Here is an 18,871-nt window from a genome sequence, read left to right on the forward strand (position 1 = left end):
TGTAAGGTATTACAAATGAATACTTTATGGTTACTGTTAAAATGTATTATATCCTTGAAACCTGATTCATTTATGATAAGATGGGCAAAGTGATTATCGAATACGAACAGGTTGTGACCGGCTGGGCTCGGTATTTAAGTTTATAGCACCTGTCGCGGGCACCAAAAAACGGATAACATGAATAATACTTTTAAAGAATACAGATTTAGCGAGTGTAACATTCTGAAAGTAAAGGAGATACGTAATGGTAGCTAAACAAAGGGTCTCAACCCTTTTAATTATCCCACCCACTTTTAATTATCCCCAAGCAAAAATAGTGCCGAACAGGATTGGTGTTAACCATTTTTAATTCTCTTTAATAGTTTGTTATTTCATCTATATCTATATTTTTATTTTTGCATTTTTCAATTAATTTGGCCTGAAGATTTTCGTTAAGGTCTTGAAATTCCAAACGTTTTTGCTCAATTGCATTAATAAGCAAATTTACTATTTTCGATGAATTAATCCTATGTACATTTTTTGTATCAATTTGTTTTAAAATGAGTTCAGCAAGTTTTCCCAATTTAAAATAATTTAAATTTTCTATATTTCTATGGGCATCTACTAGATCTTTTACATAAGTGTCCCCTTTCTGTTCGCCTAATTCAAGACCTTCTTCTTTTAAGTCCTTGGAATTTAAAAATACAACATGAATAGTGTCATCAATTGTGTTTTTTGAAGAACCTGTCATTAAAGCCAAAATACTTTCGTATTTTATTTTCTCACAATCGTCATCATCAAATTTCCATACAGACAATTTATCACCAGAAGTTCTTAAGCAACTAGTAACAGCATCACCACGTAAATCAGCCACTGTCTGTTTGTCTGTTAATCTCCATTTAGCTCTATTAATTTTTCTTACAAGTATGCTCACGACATTCCTCTAAATAGCTAATAACTTCTTCCAAGTAATCTACTAGCCATTCTTCTTGACAATCAACTTTCTTTAATAAGTCAATTGAGTCAATGGCATCCCAATTTTCAAAAGCCCTGATACCACACTCTTTAACTTCAATATCTTTATGACTAAGTGCGGCTATAGCCATAGTTTGTCCAGTAGGATATATGTCACTATAAGTTATATGTGAAATGATTTTCAAAATACCTGTTATAATTTCAATATTTGAAAAATGTTTAAGGAAAATTTCATTAATCCATTCTTTGACAAACTTATTAGATTTTAGGCTTTCCCTAACAAAGGAATCTGCTGAATTAAGTGTGCCATACTCAAAAATTTCGTCATGTATTAATTGCAGTAAAGTTGCAGTAAATTTCTTTTTATTTTTTTCTAAACTTTGAGTATCAATTACGGTATCATCAATTATAGTAAGGTTTGTGGATTGCTTGTCTGATATATATATATCAGACAAGTTAAATTCTTTTGCTTCAGATTTAATTGAAAAAGAAGAAGTTGGTGCACTATGCCTTAAAACGGGGGCAGAATTAAAAGGGTTCGATCTCTTTTTTTTGTAACTTATACATCTACAAGGACTTACGAGTGAAGTCCGGAAGTGTTATTAATTTGAAATAGTATTTGCCGGCACAGGGAACTCTAAAAAAGTGTCTGACACCTTGTTGAATATGTTGCCGCCTAAACTCTATAAGTCGTATTCTTTAATTTTTCGGTATAGGGTTCTCTCGCCGATACCCAGCAGGTTTGCGGCCTTCTCGCGGTTGTTTTCAACCAGTGCCAGGGTTCCTGCGATGGCCTGTTTTTCAATTTCATTCAGCGGCCTTCCGGCAAGCCCGGCGGGTGAGCTGGGGTTTGGCAGGCCCAGAACGGTATGAATATCGGGCGGGATGTCGGAAATATCTATCATATCCCCATCGCACATCACTGCCATTGTTCGCACCGCGTTTCGCAGCTGGCGGATGTTGCCCGGCCAGTTATAGTTTATCAGGATGTTCATCGCCTTTTCAGAGACGTTGAGCATGTCCCTGCCGATTTCCCTGCACATCTGCTCGAGGAATGCGTAAATCAGCTCGGGGATATCCTGCCGCCGGTTGCGAAGAGCGGGTATTGTGACGCTGACCCCCTTAATCCTGAAAAACAGATCCTGGCGCATTTTCTTTTCGCTTACCATCTTGGCAAGGTCAGAGTTTGTCGCGCTAATTACTCTGACATCAACCTTGACCGGCTTGTTTGAGCCTACCGGGACGATTACCCCGTCTTCGAGGACACGCAGCAGTTTTGCCTGCATCGTCAGTGGCATATCGCCTATCTCGTCAAGAAACAATGTTCCCTGGTCGGCGATTTCAAAAAGCCCCTTGCGGTCGGCGGCTGCGCCGGTAAAAGCGCCGCGTACATGGCCAAAGAGCTCACTCTCCAGCAGTGTCTCGCTTAGTCCGGCACAGTTTATCGGCCTGAACTCACCGTCGGCACGTCTGGAGTTGAGGTGTATCGCCCTGGCAAGGAGTTCTTTGCCGGTGCCTGATTCGCCCTGTATCAAAACGCTGATGTTTGTAGGTGCGACTTTGGCGGCGATCCGGAAAACCTGTTTCATCAAGGGTGAGCTGCCCGGCAGTCCCTCGTATAAAAAGCCCCCGGGAGTGTCTAACTGGGGTTTTGCTTCTTTGGGCAGGGATTGCACGTCTGGTTCTGTGCCGACAATCTCACGAATCGCGGTCAATATTTCATCGGGCTCAACCGGTTTGGCAAAATAATCTGCCGCACCCTGCCGCATTGCCTGTTTGCACGTCTCGATCCCCGCCTGCGAGGTTACGATAACGATTCTGGTATCCGGCGAAAACTCCCGCACACGCTGCATCAGGTCGAAGCCGTTAATGTCGCTGTGCAGGTTTATCTCGCTGATGACAATGTCGATACTCTCAGCATTGATCAGCTTTACAGCCTTTTGCGGTTCAGGCACCAGGCGTACATGAAAATTGGCGGACTCCAGAGCCTTCTGCATGTGCGTGCTTTGTCTGGCGTCCGGGTCAACTATTAAAATCTTTATACGGTTTTTGGGCATATTTACTATCTATAGCAGTGGTAAAGCAGGTTGAATTTCTTTACGGTTTATCTTCAGCATTAAATTTGAAATGTAAATTATACACTTTTTCGCGGATAACTTCAAGTTTTCCGATTATTATCCAGTATGTATAGCTCTTAGAGCTGTCGGGGCCGAGCTTCCATTGAGCCAGCGGAGCAAAATGCATCGTGGCGGCATCAAATTCCCCGCCGCCGCCGGCGCTGCCGACCCAGCCCATGTTCCAGGTCTTGCCTGTTTCGGGGCTGTATATTCCCAGGCCTATGCCGGTTTTCGGGTCAATACACGCCGCCCATGGCTCAGTCGGGCTCTGCCGTGTCCATATCCAGTCATCATCAGGCCCGTATTTTACGGTTGTAAGCGGCTTGTTGCGCCAGGGCTTATCACCGTCATAGATCACCAATTTTGACATGCTGCGTATCGCGTAAACCGCGGGCAGCTCCTGGCTTCTTGCCTGCGGCGGGCCCCAGATGTCATCGCTGCCGCGAAAACACTCGATCGTGTTCTTTACACGTATTACGTTGTCCATTCCCTTTTCAAAACTCATCCACTGGTGAAGCCGGCACTTTGCCAGCTCTTCATTCATATCCCACAGCCTGGGTTGGCAGCAGCTGTAAAGCATGGTGTTGTCTTCAAGGCACTCAAAGTTGAGTACTATTGAGCGGTCACCATCGAAATTTCCCGCCTGAACGGGATTCCACGGCCACGGGCTCCATGATTCGGACTGGCCGTCCTGCTTCCTGTCGAGGCTTTTGCCGGCATAGTATGACTGCTGTATCTGGCGGCCCTTGTCGTGGTTGTTGATCATGTTTTTGTCTGAGCCGGACTGAGACGCCCATATTATCGCGCCGCCGAATTTCTTATCCGCGGCAATTTTTACAGTTCCATTATCCAGCCGGCCGCGTCCGCCGTCGATAAAAGCTCTCGGCTGTGAGCCGCGGCAGCCGCCGGCAAGGGTAAAGAAAGCCAAAATCAGCTTTAAATATATAACAGCCTGAATTTTGCTGATTATCATTTTGAAACTGCCTTTTTTTAATTAAAAAAAGGGCGGGTTTGCCCGAAGGCAAACTCCACCCGTTAAGCTGTCAGAATTAAATCAGTCTTGCGTTTGTGCGGTTTCTTCGTCAGCTGAGCCTTCGCCGTTATCTTCCATCTCTGCCAGTGCGGCTTTACGTGAAAGTTTCAGGCGGCCCATGTTGTCAATCGCGATGAGCTTGACCGGTACAACCTGGCCGCGTTCGAAGTGGTCTCCGAGCTCCTTGATGTACTTGTCGCTTGCTTCGCTGATATGACAGAGGCCCTCAACACCTGGGGCGATCTCGAGGAACATACCGAAGTCCTTAATAGAAACCACCTTAGCATTCTTGTAGAGTTTGCCGACCTCGGGTTTCTGGAACATTGACTCAATGATATTCAGAGCTGCCAGGTGTCCGTCACCTTCCATTGTCGAGATGCTGACAACTCCGTCATCATCGATCTCGATGTTGGTTCCGGTTTCTTCCTGGATACCCTTGATTGTGGCGCCGCCGGGGCCGATCAGCTTGCCGATCAGTTCAGGATCGATTCTTGTAGATACGATCTTCGGAGCGTATTTGCTCAGCTCTTCACGCGGCTTGTCGATTGTCTTTGTCATTGTTTCAAGAATCTTCAGGCGAGCCTTGCGCGACTGCTCAAACGCTTCGCAAAGAATCTCGTGCGGCAGTCCGTCGGCCTTGATATCAAGCTGGATAGCTGTGATGCCGTCTTCTGTTCCGGCGACCTTGAAGTCCATATCGCCGAAGTGGTCTTCTTCGCCGAGAATATCTGTCAGGAGGAAGTATTTGCCGGTTTCTTCGTCGGTAATCATACCGATTGAGATGCCTGCTACCGGTTTGCGGATCGGGACGCCGGCATCCATAAGTGCCAGACAGCCGCCGCAGACTGAAGCCATAGAGCTTGAGCCGTTAGAGCCGGTAATGTCAGAGATAAGTTTGATCGTGTAAACAAATTCCTCTTTCGGCGGGCAAACTCTCTCGAGGGCCTTTTCAGCCAGTGCACCGTGGCCGATTTCGCGTCTTCCTGCGCCGCGTATCATGCCGGTTTCGCCGACAGAATAGGGCGGGAAGTTGTAGTGCAGCATGAACCGCTGGCCGTATTCTTCTTTGATGCCGTCAACGACCTGCTCGTCTCTGCCTGTTCCGAGGATAGCGGAAACGATAGCCTGTGTTTCGCCGCGTGTGAAGACCGCAGAGCCGTGAACGCGGGGCAGAAGGCCGACTTCGCATTCAATCTCGCGAAGCTCGTCATTGCCGCGGTTTCCGGTGCGTTTTCCTTCGAGCAGTCTCTTGCGGACGGCCTTTTTCTCGATCTTGTCGAGAATCCGGTTCATTATGCCCTCTGTGATTTCAGAATCTTCCGGCTCACAGTATTTTTCGATCATCGCTTCACGGATGGTATCTACCGCTTCTTTGCGTTCAGCTTTCATCTCGATGGCTTTTGCCTGGTAGAGTTTGTCGAATATTTCGCTCTCAACCTTGGCTACCAGCTCTTCGTCAAGTGCCGATACTTCGAATTTCTTTTCAACGCCGCACGCGTCGCGGAGTTCCTGGATAAAGTCGCAGACTTCAACAATGTATTTGTGAGCGTGCTTAATGGCGTCTGCCATAACATCCTCCGGGACCTCTTTTGAGTCCACTTCAATCATGTTGATGGCTTCTTTGCGTCCGCCCAGCAGCAGGTTCAAATCACTCTGCTCAATCTCGCTGTGGGTGGGGTTTATTATATATTCGCCGTTGACCCGTGCCAGCTTTACAGCACCAAGCGGCCCCTGGAACGGGATTTCGCTGATGCTCAGGGCGGCGCTTGCGCCCATCATGGCGAGCACATCCGGATCGTGGTCTTTATCAGCACTGAGTACGTTGGCCATGATTTGTACTTCATCATAGTAGCCATCGGGGAATAGCGGGCGTATCGGCCTGTCTATACAGCGTGCTATGAGTATTTCACGTGTGGAAGGGCGTCCTTCGCGTTTCATGAATCCGCCGGGGAAACGGCCCGCGGCAGCCTGGCGCTCTCTGTAGTCCACTGAGAGCGGAAAATAGTCGATGTTTTCTCTTGGGTTGCTTCGGCAAGCCGTTACAAGAACCTTTGTTTCACCGCAGCTTACGAACACGGCACCATGTGCCTGAGTAGCGATTTTACCGGTTTCGAAGGTGACTGTTTTGTCGCCGATTACACGTTCGATTTTTGTTACATTAAACATTTCTTTACCTCACTTAACATGCCGGCCAAACTGACAAATTCTTACACATTATAAACTTACAACTGCCGGCTAAACAATATTACATTACGTTGACATAAAAAAAGGCGCAAACGGCTATACAATAACAGCCGGTGTGCGCCTTTTTATTTTTTTAAAATCGGAAGATTCTATCTTACTTCCTGAGTCCAAGCTTTGAAATAATCTCACGGTACCTGTTGACATCCTTATTGCTTATGTACTTGAGAAGCGAAGCTCTGGTACTGACCATCTTTAGAAGGCCTCGCCTGGAAGCGTGGTCTTTTTTGTGTGATTTCAGGTGGCCGGTAAGTTCTGTTATCCTGTTTGTAAGCAGGGCAATCTGAACCTCCGGAGAGCCTGTGTCAGAACCGCTGAGCTGGTACTCTTTAATAATATCCTGTTTTTGTTCTTTTGTTATCATTTCGTAAAATAACCTTTCATAAATACTTATGCACTTTATTACAGTGCCAGAGGACTATATATTCACAATAGAGACGTAATATTAACTAATTGTCATTGAATATCAAGTGTTTTTCGCCTAAAAATAAAAATCGCAGGGCAATCGCATCTAAAGTCCTTTATTTTGTTGTGTCAGCACGCGATATAGGTATTGCTCGTTCCAGCCGCAGCACAGCCTTCTGGTCTTTATGCCGACCTTGTGCTTGGTTTGCTGTTTTAGCAGATTCAGTGCTATTCGTGAGAGCCTTGCAAAATTTTCTGCTCCATAACCTTTTCTTATTCTCCTTTCATCGTCGGCAAAGCTGATATCTAAACACCAGTGCAAGGAGTTCTCTACCCCCCAGTGGCCCCTGATATATTTGAGTAAATTTGGCGGATTTTTGCAAGTCAGGCTTGATATGTAATACCGTTTCTCTACGCTTGTTTCATCTCCTATGCTCCTCTTTGCCTCCACACATATCAGGCTCTTGAGCCCGACCCAGTTCTTCTTTTCAGAGTTAAGGAATCCTACATTTGAAACAGCCCGCAATGTGCGTTCTTCAACCCTGCCGTGGCCTCCATCAGTTTCACTTGCAACAGTATATTGAATATTATAGACATTATCGTCTATACATTCATCAAAAAGGGTAACTGCATTTTTATGCAGGCCGGTCTGATTTGCCTTTAGCTGCAAGATATAGTCCCCATCATTTTCAATTACAGCATTAGCAATTTCCTTTTGGCAGCCCATAGCATCAGTTGTTACAACTGCACCATCTAAATCAATTAACTCCAAGAGCTTAGGTATAGCCGTTATCTCATTGCTCTTGGTTTCTGTTGCAATCTGCCCAATGACCATTTTGTTGGTGTCGCACCAGGCATTTACCATGTGAACAGCCGCTTTTTCAGATGCATAATCAACGCTTCTACGCATAGTCTTGCCGTCAATGGCTATGAGCCTGCCTTCACTCTTTTGGGCTAAGGCATTGACCCATTCGAGGAAGCATTGTTCAAATGAGTCGGGTTTGAGAGAAGAAAATACTCGTCCAAATGTGTCGTGAGAAGGAATGCCATTAGGCAAAGAAAGAAAACTTTTAAACCACTCTTCTTTGCACTGAGCGAACTCTTCAACCTGTGTCCATCCATCAGCGCCACAAATTATTGCACAAATTGCAATGGATAAAATATCGCTAAGCTCATGCTTGCGAGTACGCTCGACTCTGGGGTCTTCAATTGTCGAAAAATAGTCCATTAATCTGCGTTGGTTTTGTTCTTTTTTCATAATTTTCCTCGTTTTAACGTTGCAAAGATATAGAATACTATATATTATACTATAATGAAAAAGACAAAAAAAGCTATAAAATTATTAGAAAAAATCGCAAAAATAGAGCGAATGGAACGAGGGAAGATATGTCAGATGAAAAACCGGCAGCATTTCAACCACCAAACGTGGAAAAATGGAGCCAATGTTGTGCGATATGTCCCAAAGGATGAGCTTGAAGCACTGCAGGCTGACATAGATAGTTACAACCAATTCATGGACTTAGTGCAACAATATGCTGACGAAATCATACGGATAACACGCCTTGAAAGAAAAAAACTAACCGAAAAGCCTAAAAAATGATATTTTAGATGCGATTGCCCTGAAAATCGCTTTAGTTTGCCTCTGAAATTTGATTGAGACAATTCATGAATTGTCTATACAGAGCGGTGGTGTGGCGGCAATATTGTAGAGAAAATTCACGAAGTTTCTCCAGACGGTAGCCTTCATTTGCTTAGTGTCCATTTACTCGGACGTAAATCCTGAGAGGCTTTGTGTTCTGTTAATTTTAAGCACCATCGTAAAATAAACATGTTAATTTTACGACGCTGCGTAAAATAATCTTGATTATTTTACGAGGCATGGTATAATCATCGCTGATATGAAGGTTAAAAGACTATATGATAATATACTGTATGAACATCTCAACGCCCAAAGGCAAATGGCATTTGTTACCGGCCCAAGGCAGGTTGGCAAGACTACTGCATGCGCTGTTCTGGCAAACCGGTGTTTTAATTGGGATAATATAGATGACAGGAAGATAGTCACAGGCGGTCCTGGGATTGTTGCTGATGAATTAGGGCTGGATAGGCTTACTGCAGCCAAACCAACAGTCATGTTTGACGAACTTCACAAATATCCCAACTGGAAACAGTTTCTGAAAGGTTTTTTTGACACATACTCGAGTGAACTGAAAATAATAGTAACCGGCAGCTCCAGGCTGGATATTTACCGACGAGGCGGGGACAGTCTTATGGGCAGATACTTTTTATATCGTATCCACCCTTTTTCAGTAGCTGAGATACTCACTCAGGACCTTCCTGATTTCAAGAAGATAATTCGCCCTCAATCAAAGATAAGTGATCATGATTTTAAAGCGTTATGGACTCACGGCGGATACCCTGAACCTTTTCTCAAGCGTGAGAGCAGATTCAGTAAGCGCTGGCAAAAACTTCGCATTCAACAATTTGTGCGTGAGGACATTAGAGATATGACACAAATTCAGCAGCTTGACCAGCTTGAGCTTCTGGTTCAATTGTTGATGTCTCTATCATCAGAGCAGTTGATTTACAGTAACCTGTCAAACCAAATCCAGATAAGCGTTGATACCGTAAAACGATGGATCGCCACCCTATGCAACATGCACCTGGGCTTTTTAGTCAGACCCTGGTACAAAAGCGTCGCCAGGTCTCTGCGTAAAGAACCCAAATGGTTCCTGAAAGACCATTCCGCGATAGAAGATCCCGGCCAGAGGGCCGAGACTTTTATAGCCTGCCATCTGCTCAAAGCTGTTGAGGGCTGGAATGATATGGGCCTGGGAGATTTCCAGCTGTGCTACCTGCGTGACAATATCAAAAAGGAGGTGGATTTTGTTGTTATACGTGACGCAAAGCCCTGGTTTCTCGTTGAGGCGAAACTTTCAGATACAAAGATCAACCCAAACCTGAAACACTTTCAGCAGCAGATAGGAGCCCCTTTTGCCTTCCAGGTGGTAATACAGGCTGACTACGTAAACGCAGACTGCTTCGCAAACCATAAGCGGCCAATAACAGTACCGGCAAGAACGTTCTTGTCTCAGCTTCTGTAGATATGTAACCCGGCTGATTATTATTTTGGTGTGGTGTGGCGGCAATATTGTAGAGAAAATTCACGAATTTTCTCCAGACGTTTCTGTCCATCTGTCCGCACAATAAACCCGATGACCGTTTGTAGTCCTGTTCTGGTTATTTTGGCACGGTGTTTTATGTTTTTCGTTTTTGAGAGAATTCGTGAATTCTCTCTACAGGGGGTGGGCAAAGCAAAGTCTGACGCCGCAGCACCAACGGTGCGAAATATCATAGCATGGGGCAACGCCCTATGTTCAAACACGGCGGATATCCCCGTAGTAGGTCGGGCTTCCAGCCCGACACAAAAACACCGCCGGCAGCGGTACGGGGAGAGGGGGTTTGTTGGCGGCATGGTTTCCCAGGGCGTTGCCCCGGGCTATGATATTCAAGCCCTTCAGGCTTGGGGGAGAGGGAACAAAAAGCGGGCCGTTGCCGACCCGCTAAAAGGAGGTGTTATTATGCATTTCGCGAAAGTCTCTGATTCGAGACTTTGTTTCTGTTATGCCAGCTCCGCCGGATTCTCGAGCAGCGCCCTGATGTAGTCGAGGAACTGCGCCGCGTAGAGGCCGTTTGCCACCTTGTGGTCAACCGCCAGCGTCAGGCTCATCTGCTTGCGAAGGGCGATTCCGCCGTTGAACGGTACGAGGGTGTCCTTGATCTTGCCGGTGCCGAGAATGCTTGCCTGACCCGGTACAACAATCGGGATAAACCACTCTATGCCGAACGCGCCGAGATTGCTCAGCGTGATACAGCCGCCGGCGAGGTCATCGGGTGTGATCTTGCCGGATTTTGCCCTTGTGATCATCTCCGCGTTGTAAGCGGCTATCTCTGCGAGCGATTTTTTGTCCGCGGCTTTGCACATCGGAGCAACGAGCCCGTCTTCAACCGATATTGCCAGGCCAACCGATACATCTCCGGCGATTTTGATATCTCCGCCGTCAACCTGTCCTGCCATAAGCGGGAACTGTTTGACTGCGACAGCCATCGCCTTGATGATAAAATCGTTGAACGAGAGCTTCTGTCCGCCGCCTGAGTTTAGCTGCCGGCGGTATTCGAACAGGTCGGTCATATCGGCAGTCGTGTTGAGGTAGAAGCACGGTATCTGCTGTTTAGACTGGAGCATACGGTCTCCGACAACCTTCTGCATCCGCGACATCTTGACAGATTCGCCAAGCTGATGCTCGGGCTGGGGCATCTGGGGCAGTGACGATGTAAACGCCGCCGCGGCAGGTTTTGCCCCGGCACCCGCTGCAGCCGCCTTGCGTACATCCGCTTCGGTTATACGCAGTGCGCCCGGTGCGGGCTGAACACGGTTAATATCGATTCCCAGCTCCTGTGCGGTGAGTTTTGCCCTTGGGGAGGCGAATGTTCTCTCTGCCGCCGGTGCTGCCGGTGCAGCCGGTTTTGCCGCCGGTGCGGGCTGGTCGGTCTTGGCGGGTGCCTTGGGTTCGTCTGTTTTTTCCGGTTCCGGTGCCGCCTCAGCGGGTTTGCCGGATTTGAGCGAGCTGATTACCTCGTCAGAGATAACTTCGTCCTTGTCATCGCTAAGCACGATTACAGGGTCGCCGACGGGTATTGTTTCGCCGTTATTGACGAGAATCGCCTTTACAAAGCCTGCCTGCGCGGCTTCCATCTCGAGAGTAGCCTTGTCGGTTTCAACCTCGAAGATTACATCGCCCTTGCTGACCTTGTCGCCCTTGGCAATGAGGCAGGATACGATTGTACCCTCTTCCATTGTCTGGCCCAGCTGTGGCAGCTCGAGTACCTTCAGACCGGCAGGGACAGCGGCGGCGTCTGCTTTTGCGGCCGCGGGCTCTTCTTTTTCGGTCTCTGTTTTTTCCGCGGCGGGTGCGGCATCATCGGCGATTTCTTCGTCCTTCTCGCCGAGAATGATTACCGGATCGCCAACGGGAATAGTCTCGCCGGTCTTAACGAGAATCTTCTTTACGAAACCCTCAGCCGAGGCTTCCATCTCGAGTGTAGCCTTGTCGGTCTCGACCTCAAAGATAACGTCGCCTTTGCTGACTTTATCGCCAACCTTGACCAGGCACGAAACAATCGTGCCCTCTTCCATTGTCTGGCCCAACTGGGGCAGTTCTAACGTCTTAGCCATATTACACCCCCTTTACCGTAGATACGGCCTGGGCAGTTATGGTCTCCACGCTTGGAATACTTGCCAGCTCGAGCGGTTCGCTCATCGGCGGCGGTACATCTCTGGCTGCCATGTTTACAGGCGGCGCGTCGAGATAATCGAATCCGCTGCGTCCGTTCTCATATTTGTATTCAAAGAGCCGGCGTACAATCTCGGCGCCCGAGCCGCACATTGTGAAGCCCTCGGCAACGTTGATCAGGCGGCCGGTCTTGCGTACTGAAGCGGCAACGCATTCAATATCAAGCGGCTTGATTGTACGCAGGTCGATAACCTCGGCTGATATGCCCTGTTTCTCAAGCTGTTTTGCCGCCTCGAGTGCGAACATGACCTGCCTGCTGTAGGCGGTGATGGTTATGTCGCTGCCTTCTCTTTTAACATCGGCCTTGCCGATAGGAATTATGTATTCTTCGCTTGGGATCGCGCCGGTCTGTCCGTAGGTCGCTTTGTGCTCGATAAATACAACGGGGTTGTCTGAGCGGATAGCTGATTTCAACAGGCCGTAAGCGTCATACGGGGTCGAGGGCATAACCACATGCAGCCCGGGGACGTGCATCAGCCATGCTTCCAGAGATTTTGAGTGGTGTGCCGCGATACAGCGGCCAACGCCGCCTTCGGTACGCAGAACCATCGGCACCTTGGCGTGTCCGCCGAACATGTAGCGGTTAAATGCGCCGTTGTGCATCAGCTGATCCATTGCGATTGTGACAAAGTCAACATACATGATTTCAGCGACTGGGCGAAGTCCGCGGATAGCCGCTCCGACCGCAGAGCCGGTGATTGCCGCTTCTGATATCGGTGTGTCTATGATGCGTTTATCGCTGAATTCTTTTATCATGCCCTTGGTAGCGCCGTATGCACCTCCGTAGAGGCCCACGTCCTCGCCGAGGATGATAACATTATCATCGCGGCGCATTTCTTCGGATTGAGCTTTTACAAGAGCCTCGCCGATAGAAAGAACATCCATACCGAATTCTTCTTTGATTTTGGCTTTGGAGTTTTCGGTTTTCTCTTTCTGTGTCCTTGCAGGGTCAGCCGCTTTGTATTCGTTGAATTTATCTGTAGCCTTGAGTGCCGCGGCGGCATTCTTCTTGTCGAGTTCGATATCTGAGCTCTCGTAGGTTTCAGTTACGTACACGTCGCGTTCAATGTCTTTTGGATCGGGCCATGGGCTGTCAACGCCGAACTGGGTGGCCTTTTCGATGGTTTCGTCGGCGGCCTTTTTAATCTCGTCGATCTCTTCCTGTGTTGCCAGGCCTTCGTCGATGAGCTTTTGGGAGAGTACCAGAATCGGGTCTCTGTCGCGCCATTGCTGTTCTTCTTCTTTTGTCCTGTAAGCACGCGGATCGCTTCGGCTGTGTCCATACCAGCGGTAGGTCTTGGCCTCTACGATCATCAGCTTGTTGTTTTTGCGGGCGTATTCAATCGCTTCCTGCATTGCCAAAAATACCGCGACAACGTCCTGGCCGTCGATAATCATTGCCGGAACATTGTAGGCCGCGGCTCTCTGAGCGCTGTCCTCGAGGTTAGCCGCACGGGTTGTGCCTTCTACCGGGCTGCCGCTGTAGGGGACACTCATTCCGTAGAGGTTGTTTTCAATGATAGCTACCAGCGGAACATCCAGAACTGATGCCAGGTTCATTGATTCGTGGAACGAGCCTGTGTTTGTGGCACCATCGCCGAAGAATGAAAGAACAGCTTTGCCGCTGCCTTTGTATTTTTCAGCCATTGCAGCGCCGACGGCAGGGGGCTGGTTTCCGCCCACGATACCGGTGGAGCCGAGGTTGCCGATCTTAACGTCGGCAATGTGCATTGAGCCGCCGCGTCCGTTGCAGTAGCCTGTCTCGCGTCCCATCAGCTCTGCCATCATGCGGTTCCAGTGCATCTGGTGATCTTCGCCTGCTGTAGCGTATTTATTGCCGATAGCTCCGCAGTGGCCGTGGCCGCGGTGAGTAGAGCTGATAACGTCGCCTTCTGCCATCGCGGCTATACAGCCTGTTGCAACGGCTTCTTCGCCGGCGTAGAGGTGTGAAGCTCCTTTGATGATGTTTTTACCGAGCAGGTCAAAAACCTTCTCCTCGAAATAGCGGATTTCGCAGATGGTTCTGAGCCAGTATTTCACATCTTCAATACTTGCCTTTTTGCTGTCAATAAGAGATTTAACAGTTGGGTTTTTACCCTTTCTCTTGTCATCAATTTTGTAGTTCATAATAACTCCTGTTATAGTTTTTTACATTACAATTGCTGTTTGTTGTTATATTTTATACGTGTTATTATGTTCGAATTATAGTGACTTGTAAAGAAGATTTCAGCATAAAACACAACAAAACACGCTGAATTGTTACTGAAAAAAACATAAATGAACAAAAATGTATTTGCTTTATTGTTTTTTGAATGTAAAATGCGGTCTGAATTAGAATTCAATAGATAGAAATTTGTTTATTTCAGTTCGTTTGTGAGGAAACAATGGGACTATTTGCAGAAAACAGGCATGAGCATATACTTAATGAGCTTCGCAGCAAGGGCCGCCTTAAAGTAAAAGAGCTTGCGAAAAGTCTTGATGTAACTGAAGTTACAATTCGCCGCGATCTCTGCTATTTGCAGGATAACGGGCTGTTGAAAAAGACCTACGGCGGAGCGGTGCTTGCCGGCCCCTCATCAATGCAGTCGCTGGTGAGCTACCGGCAGACGCAAAACAGCACCGCAAAACAGATTATCGGCGAAATTGCCGCTTCACGTATTGACGACGGCGACAATATTTATCTCGAGGCGGGCAGCACCTGTTATGAAATAATTCCCTACCTTGAAAATAAAAAGGATCTTACCGTTATTGTAAATTCAGTAAACCTTATGACCCGCCTGCATGAGCAGACTCATCACCGAATCCTGGTAACCGGCGGCGAGTACAGGGCCGAGACTATGGATATGATAGGGCCTACCGCGGAGGCGGCAATTTCACAGCTTGGGGCATTTACCGCGTTTACAAGTGCGGATGTGATCAGTGTTGAATCGGGCATCAGCGGGCGCGACATCGCCACGGTAAGTTTTACCAGACAGGTACTTATGCGTGCCAACAAAAAAATATTCGTAGGCATCAAGAGTAAGTTCAACAAGGCGGCGCTTTATAAGATAGCCGACCTTGAGGATTTAGACTGCATCATAACGGATTCTTTTCCCGGCGCCAGGTGGCGCGATGCGGCTCTGCAGAAAAACATAGAACTGCTTTATCCCGATACAGATTAAAGGCCTTTTCATAGTTGGCAGTTTCTTGACAAAATAAGCAAATTTAAATGATGATAAACAACAGTAATAATAAACAGGAGAACTAAAATGGCAGAAAAATTTGATGTTGCAGTTATCGGCGGCGGCCCCGGTGGTTATGCCGCTGCTATCCGTTGTGCCCAAAAGGGTTTAAGTGTGGCTATCGTTGAAAAAGAATATATGGGCGGAACATGCCTCAACTGCGGGTGTATCCCGTCGAAGGCACTTCTGGGTTCGGCTCATTTTCTTACCCAGGCAAAACACGCGAACCTAATGGGGCTCGAGATCGGTTCGCTCAAGCCCAACTGGGCAAAGATACAGGCTCGCAAGGACGCTATCGTAAAGGGCTTCCGCGGCGGCGTTACCAGCCTGGTAAAGGGCAATAATATAAAGGTATTCGAAGGCCGGGGCATCGCGGCAGGAAACGGAACCGTAAAAATCGAAAATAACGGCTCAAACGAAGAGATAACCGCCGGTAAGATTATACTTGCTACCGGTTCGGTACCGATTGAGATACCGGCTTTTCCCTTTGACGGCGAAAATATCATCAGCAGCAAAGAAGCGCTGAGCCTCTCGGAAGTGCCCGAGTCTATGGTTATAATCGGCGGCGGAGTTATAGGCTGTGAGCTGGCGTGTGTATATGCGTGCATGGGCTGCAAGGTAACTATAATAGAGGCCCTTCCCTCACTTCTGCCAAACGAGGATGACTGGGTCGGCAAGCTGCTTGAAAAAGAGCTCAAAAAGCTCGGCATAACCTCACTGACATCGAGCAAGGTAACCGCCGTTGACGCCGCGGCAGGCAAATGCAGTGTAAGTGTCGAAGGCGGCGATGACTTAGAAGCGTCCAAAGTCCTGGTGGCCGTCGGCAGGCGGGCATGCTGCGACAAGGAAACCGTCGAAGCCCTGGGCCTTGAGATGGACGGAGCCAAAATCAAAATAAATGAGAAGCTCGAGACCTCGGCAGAGGGCGTTTACGCGATCGGTGATGCGGTCGGCACGACATACCTGGCTCACGGAGCGTTTATGGAGGCGGAGGTCGCCGCTGATAACGCTGCCGGCGGAGATGAAACCATGCAGGATTACCACCTTATCCCGCGTGCGGTATATACCTTCCCCGAGGTTGCCTCGGTAGGCCGCAGCGAGAAACGCTGTAAAGAGATGGATATCGAGGTCGAGATCGGCAAGGCTCCTTTCCGCTCCAACGGCAGAAGTGTCGCTCATAACGAGACCGTCGGCGAGATTCGGGTGATCCGCAAGAAGGACAGCAAAGAGATTCTCGGCGTTTCGATGGTCGGCGCTACCGTGACAGAGATGGCCGCCGCCGCACGGGCACTTATCGGCTCAACCGAGGAAATTACAAAGGTCTGTTTTCCGCATCCGACGGTATCAGAAGTGCTCAAAGAGGCATGGGAAGACGCTTACGGAATCAGCATTCACGTTCCGCCGCGGCAATAAGGCAATAAAGAGTTTTAAAAATAAAAAACAGCCGGTATCTTTAATGTTAAGATGCCGGCTGTTTTGCTGTTATGTATAGAGGTATTATTATGCTTTGCGTCTTTTGATCATTCCAAATACGCCCAGGCCCATTATCATCAGAGTTGCCGGTTCTGGTACAAACTGGACGTTGTCAATACTGTAATTTCCCGGTATTGCGGTAGGGGTGTCTTCAATACAGTATTTAAATAATATGCTCAAGCCGTCAGTGGTCGCGTCCTGAACGGTGAATTCAGTAGTAGTGTATTCGCCCCAGACGTTATACTCTACATTGAACTGGTTATCTTCTAATGCCCCTTGATGGTTAAATGCGGGGCCGTCAGGGTTAGAAACTGTGCCGTTTGAGTCATGGTCGATTACTTCGGCTATTTTAACTGAAAGTCTTGATGTTGTGTCGTTTGGGTCATTCCGCATTGCGTTAAATTTAAGCTGGACAACATCACCCTGTGAAACGCCGGTAATAACACCAAAGTAGCGGTCAAAACCATAGTCATGTAATCCGCCGCCGTCTCTTGGCTGTCTTTCTTCCAGCTGAATGTAATTGGCAGCTGTTCCGCTCCCGCCGTAGCCGGTAACCCAATTGAAATCTGAGGATTCCTTGTTGTTTGTGTCGTAATAGCGCCAGCCTGTCATTGGATCTTGAGCTTCAAAATCACCGTTGTTAATTGTTGGGGCTACTGTGACCGCTGCTGTGGCAATAGACGCTATTGCCAACATCAGCACCATAAGATTTGTTTTGGTACTCATTTTTTTCTCCCTGATTTAAAGGGCTCATCCGGTTAATGAGTAGTTTGATTTGTGTAGGTGGTATATTCTCAGCATTAGATATTCCTCATCTCTGTATCCGTATGCGTTACGTTGCAGGGTTCCAATTTTGCGGTTCGCTGCTTCTACTTTGCCTGTACTGATAGGATATTTGTACCAGTTGAGGATAAGCCGTCTCCAAATCCTCAATTGTCTTGCAGCTTCTTTGAGAATTCTGATACCACTTGATTCGGCTTCTTTTATCCAGTTGTACAATTCGGTTCTGGCATTATTCTCACTGGCACACTCAAACAAAAGCCTAAGTCTCTCCTTCATGTAATATGCCGTTGCAAGAGGCTGATTTAACTCCAGAGCCTGCTGTAAACGATAGCGTTCATCTTTATTCTGTTGTGAATGTATCTTGAGATTTTCAGGACATTTAAGCAACAACCACCTTGAACCCTTCAAGATTTTTTTGCCAATCAGATCAGCTTCATTAAACATTTGCCTTCGCAGTCTTGTAAGCTTCTCATTGAACCATTTAACCAGATGGAAGTGATCCAGTACAAGCTCTGCTTTGGGTAGATTATCCATCACAGCAAAAATATACCCGCTGGCCATATCTGTGGCGACTGCCTTGATTTTGGCCTTTGAAGTTTTCAGGCGTTTCCAGAATCCCTTTAGAGCATCCTTGCCCTTACCATTTCCAACATGTATTACCCTGCCCATATCCAGATCAAATACTATGGTAATGAATTTACGTTTCTTGCCCAGGTACTTTTCATCGATCGCTATCCGGCGGACTGTTTTGAGGTTTATCGACTTGTACTTTTTCTGTAAGTACTCTTTATGAATATCTTTAACCGTATCCCAGCTCAATCCCGTTATCTGTGCAACATCGCGGATAGAAGCTAACCTGCACAGGTCAATTACGTAACGCTTTAAGGCCCTGACGTAATGCTTTTTAGGATCAGCAAAGGGTAAATCGGGCTGGCGAATGCTGCCGCAATCATTGCAGTGCAGACGGGGAATGCTGACTGACATTTCAACTTTTGTGTTGCCCACAGGAAGCATCTTGAAAGTTCTTGTTCTCTTACCGTAGTGTATAGTATTACGAGACTTGCAGTTAGAGCACCTCTCATAATTAGGGTGCAGACGGCAATTGAGAACGGTTCTGTCGCAAAAAAAAAAAAGAACTAATGTGTTGAACTCCAGGTGTTTTGAAAGTATGATGCAAAAACGATATGGACATGGCTATATCTCCAAATATGTGGTTTTATTTTTTTCCACATATAATACAGCCATGTCTTTTTTTGTAAAGATACCTACTCATTAACCGGAAGAACCATT

At 47.4% G+C, this 18,871-nt stretch carries 16 protein-coding genes; 5 read left to right on the top strand and 11 right to left on the bottom strand.

Annotation, left to right across the window (positions count from 1 at the left end):
• Positions 1-355: 355 nt before the first annotated feature.
• The 7 genes from SMSP2_RS14585 to SMSP2_RS14615 form a co-directional block, all read right to left on the bottom strand.
• Entirely contained in the window at positions 356-913 is a 558-nt protein-coding gene (locus SMSP2_RS14585; RefSeq protein ID WP_146684751.1) for a hypothetical protein, read from the bottom strand.
• Complete coding sequence (locus tag SMSP2_RS14590) at positions 888-1,409, bottom strand: hypothetical protein (protein ID WP_146684752.1); 522 nt, start codon at positions 1,407-1,409, stop codon at positions 888-890. Before SMSP2_RS14590 ends, SMSP2_RS14585 begins: the two co-directional genes overlap by 26 nt.
• Positions 1,410-1,637: 228 nt before the next feature.
• Entirely contained in the window at positions 1,638-3,011 is a 1,374-nt protein-coding gene (locus SMSP2_RS14595; protein ID WP_146684753.1) for a sigma-54-dependent transcriptional regulator, read from the bottom strand.
• Between the two features lie 40 nt (positions 3,012-3,051).
• Positions 3,052-4,044, bottom strand: coding sequence for a hypothetical protein (locus SMSP2_RS14600; protein WP_146684754.1), 993 nt, complete (start codon positions 4,042-4,044; stop codon positions 3,052-3,054).
• 81 nt (positions 4,045-4,125) lie between these two features.
• Positions 4,126-6,270, bottom strand: coding sequence for a polyribonucleotide nucleotidyltransferase (gene pnp / locus SMSP2_RS14605; RefSeq protein ID WP_146684755.1), 2,145 nt, complete (start codon positions 6,268-6,270; stop codon positions 4,126-4,128).
• 172 nt (positions 6,271-6,442) lie between these two features.
• Entirely contained in the window at positions 6,443-6,709 is a 267-nt protein-coding gene (gene rpsO / locus SMSP2_RS14610) for a 30S ribosomal protein S15 (RefSeq protein WP_146684756.1), read from the bottom strand.
• A 147-nt stretch (positions 6,710-6,856) separates the two neighbouring features.
• A complete protein-coding gene (locus tag SMSP2_RS14615) occupies positions 6,857-8,008 on the bottom strand; it encodes an ISAs1 family transposase (RefSeq protein ID WP_146682569.1) in 1,152 nt (383 codons plus the stop codon).
• Positions 8,009-8,119: 111 nt separating this feature from the next.
• Between SMSP2_RS14615 and SMSP2_RS14620 the strand changes: the two genes are divergently transcribed.
• From SMSP2_RS14620 to SMSP2_RS14630, 3 genes are all read left to right on the top strand, one after another.
• A complete protein-coding gene (locus SMSP2_RS14620) occupies positions 8,120-8,350 on the top strand; it encodes a hypothetical protein (RefSeq protein WP_146682568.1) in 231 nt (76 codons plus the stop codon).
• A 298-nt stretch (positions 8,351-8,648) separates the two neighbouring features.
• Positions 8,649-9,854 carry an ATP-binding protein gene (locus tag SMSP2_RS14625; RefSeq protein WP_222566372.1) on the top strand — a complete coding sequence of 402 codons (1,206 nt, stop codon included), beginning with the start codon at positions 8,649-8,651 and terminating at the stop codon, positions 9,852-9,854.
• Positions 9,855-10,010: 156 nt separating this feature from the next.
• Positions 10,011-10,415, top strand: a complete 405-nt coding sequence (locus tag SMSP2_RS14630; protein WP_146684757.1) for a hypothetical protein — start codon at positions 10,011-10,013, stop codon at positions 10,413-10,415.
• Here SMSP2_RS14630 and SMSP2_RS14635 read toward each other — a convergent pair.
• Together SMSP2_RS14635 and SMSP2_RS14640 are read right to left on the bottom strand one after the other, a co-directional pair.
• Positions 10,373-11,986 (bottom strand): 2-oxo acid dehydrogenase subunit E2, encoded by a 1,614-nt coding sequence (locus SMSP2_RS14635; protein ID WP_146684758.1) that lies wholly within the window; start codon positions 11,984-11,986, stop codon positions 10,373-10,375. The two genes, SMSP2_RS14630 and SMSP2_RS14635, sit on opposite strands and share 43 nt — an antisense overlap.
• A 1-nt stretch (position 11,987) precedes the next feature.
• Positions 11,988-14,231, bottom strand: coding sequence for an alpha-ketoacid dehydrogenase subunit alpha/beta (locus SMSP2_RS14640; RefSeq protein ID WP_146684759.1), 2,244 nt, complete (start codon positions 14,229-14,231; stop codon positions 11,988-11,990).
• Positions 14,232-14,488: 257 nt separating this feature from the next.
• Here SMSP2_RS14640 and SMSP2_RS14645 point away from each other — a divergent pair, with 257 nt between their 5' ends.
• Together SMSP2_RS14645 and lpdA are read left to right on the top strand one after the other, a co-directional pair.
• Positions 14,489-15,265 carry a DeoR/GlpR family DNA-binding transcription regulator gene (locus SMSP2_RS14645; RefSeq protein WP_146684760.1) on the top strand — a complete coding sequence of 259 codons (777 nt, stop codon included), beginning with the start codon at positions 14,489-14,491 and terminating at the stop codon, positions 15,263-15,265.
• A gap of 87 nt (positions 15,266-15,352) precedes the next feature.
• Positions 15,353-16,738, top strand: a complete 1,386-nt coding sequence (gene lpdA, locus SMSP2_RS14650; protein WP_146684761.1) for a dihydrolipoyl dehydrogenase — start codon at positions 15,353-15,355, stop codon at positions 16,736-16,738.
• An 87-nt stretch (positions 16,739-16,825) separates the two neighbouring features.
• Here the strand turns inward: lpdA and SMSP2_RS14655 are convergent, their stop codons facing one another.
• Positions 16,826-17,524: a PEP-CTERM sorting domain-containing protein gene (locus SMSP2_RS14655; protein WP_146684762.1), complete on the bottom strand. Its 699-nt coding sequence runs from the start codon at positions 17,522-17,524 to the stop codon at positions 16,826-16,828.
• A 24-nt stretch (positions 17,525-17,548) separates the two neighbouring features.
• Complete coding sequence (locus SMSP2_RS14660; RefSeq protein ID WP_146682259.1) at positions 17,549-18,754, bottom strand: ISL3 family transposase; 1,206 nt, start codon at positions 18,752-18,754, stop codon at positions 17,549-17,551.
• Between the last annotated feature and the right edge of the window lie 117 nt (positions 18,755-18,871).

It is taken from the genome of Limihaloglobus sulfuriphilus, assembly GCF_001999965.1.
Taxonomy (GTDB): domain Bacteria; phylum Planctomycetota; class Phycisphaerae; order Sedimentisphaerales; family Sedimentisphaeraceae; genus Limihaloglobus; species Limihaloglobus sulfuriphilus.

Coding starts and splice junctions, on each gene's coding strand:
- SMSP2_RS14595 (WP_146684753.1), bottom strand. CDS start 3,011: ATGCCCAAAAACCGTATAAAGATTTTAATAGTTGACCCGGACGCCAGA.
- SMSP2_RS14645 (WP_146684760.1), top strand. CDS start 14,489: ATGGGACTATTTGCAGAAAACAGGCATGAGCATATACTTAATGAGCTT.
- SMSP2_RS14620 (WP_146682568.1), top strand. CDS start 8,120: ATGGAACGAGGGAAGATATGTCAGATGAAAAACCGGCAGCATTTCAAC.
- SMSP2_RS14615 (WP_146682569.1), bottom strand. CDS start 8,008: ATGAAAAAAGAACAAAACCAACGCAGATTAATGGACTATTTTTCGACA.
- SMSP2_RS14655 (WP_146684762.1), bottom strand. CDS start 17,524: ATGAGTACCAAAACAAATCTTATGGTGCTGATGTTGGCAATAGCGTCT.
- SMSP2_RS14600 (WP_146684754.1), bottom strand. CDS start 4,044: ATGATAATCAGCAAAATTCAGGCTGTTATATATTTAAAGCTGATTTTG.
- SMSP2_RS14635 (WP_146684758.1), bottom strand. CDS start 11,986: ATGGCTAAGACGTTAGAACTGCCCCAGTTGGGCCAGACAATGGAAGAG.
- lpdA (WP_146684761.1), top strand. CDS start 15,353: ATGGCAGAAAAATTTGATGTTGCAGTTATCGGCGGCGGCCCCGGTGGT.
- SMSP2_RS14630 (WP_146684757.1), top strand. CDS start 10,011: ATGTTTTTCGTTTTTGAGAGAATTCGTGAATTCTCTCTACAGGGGGTG.
- pnp (WP_146684755.1), bottom strand. CDS start 6,270: ATGTTTAATGTAACAAAAATCGAACGTGTAATCGGCGACAAAACAGTC.
- SMSP2_RS14640 (WP_146684759.1), bottom strand. CDS start 14,231: ATGAACTACAAAATTGATGACAAGAGAAAGGGTAAAAACCCAACTGTT.
- SMSP2_RS14625 (WP_222566372.1), top strand. CDS start 8,649: ATGAAGGTTAAAAGACTATATGATAATATACTGTATGAACATCTCAAC.
- rpsO (WP_146684756.1), bottom strand. CDS start 6,709: ATGATAACAAAAGAACAAAAACAGGATATTATTAAAGAGTACCAGCTC.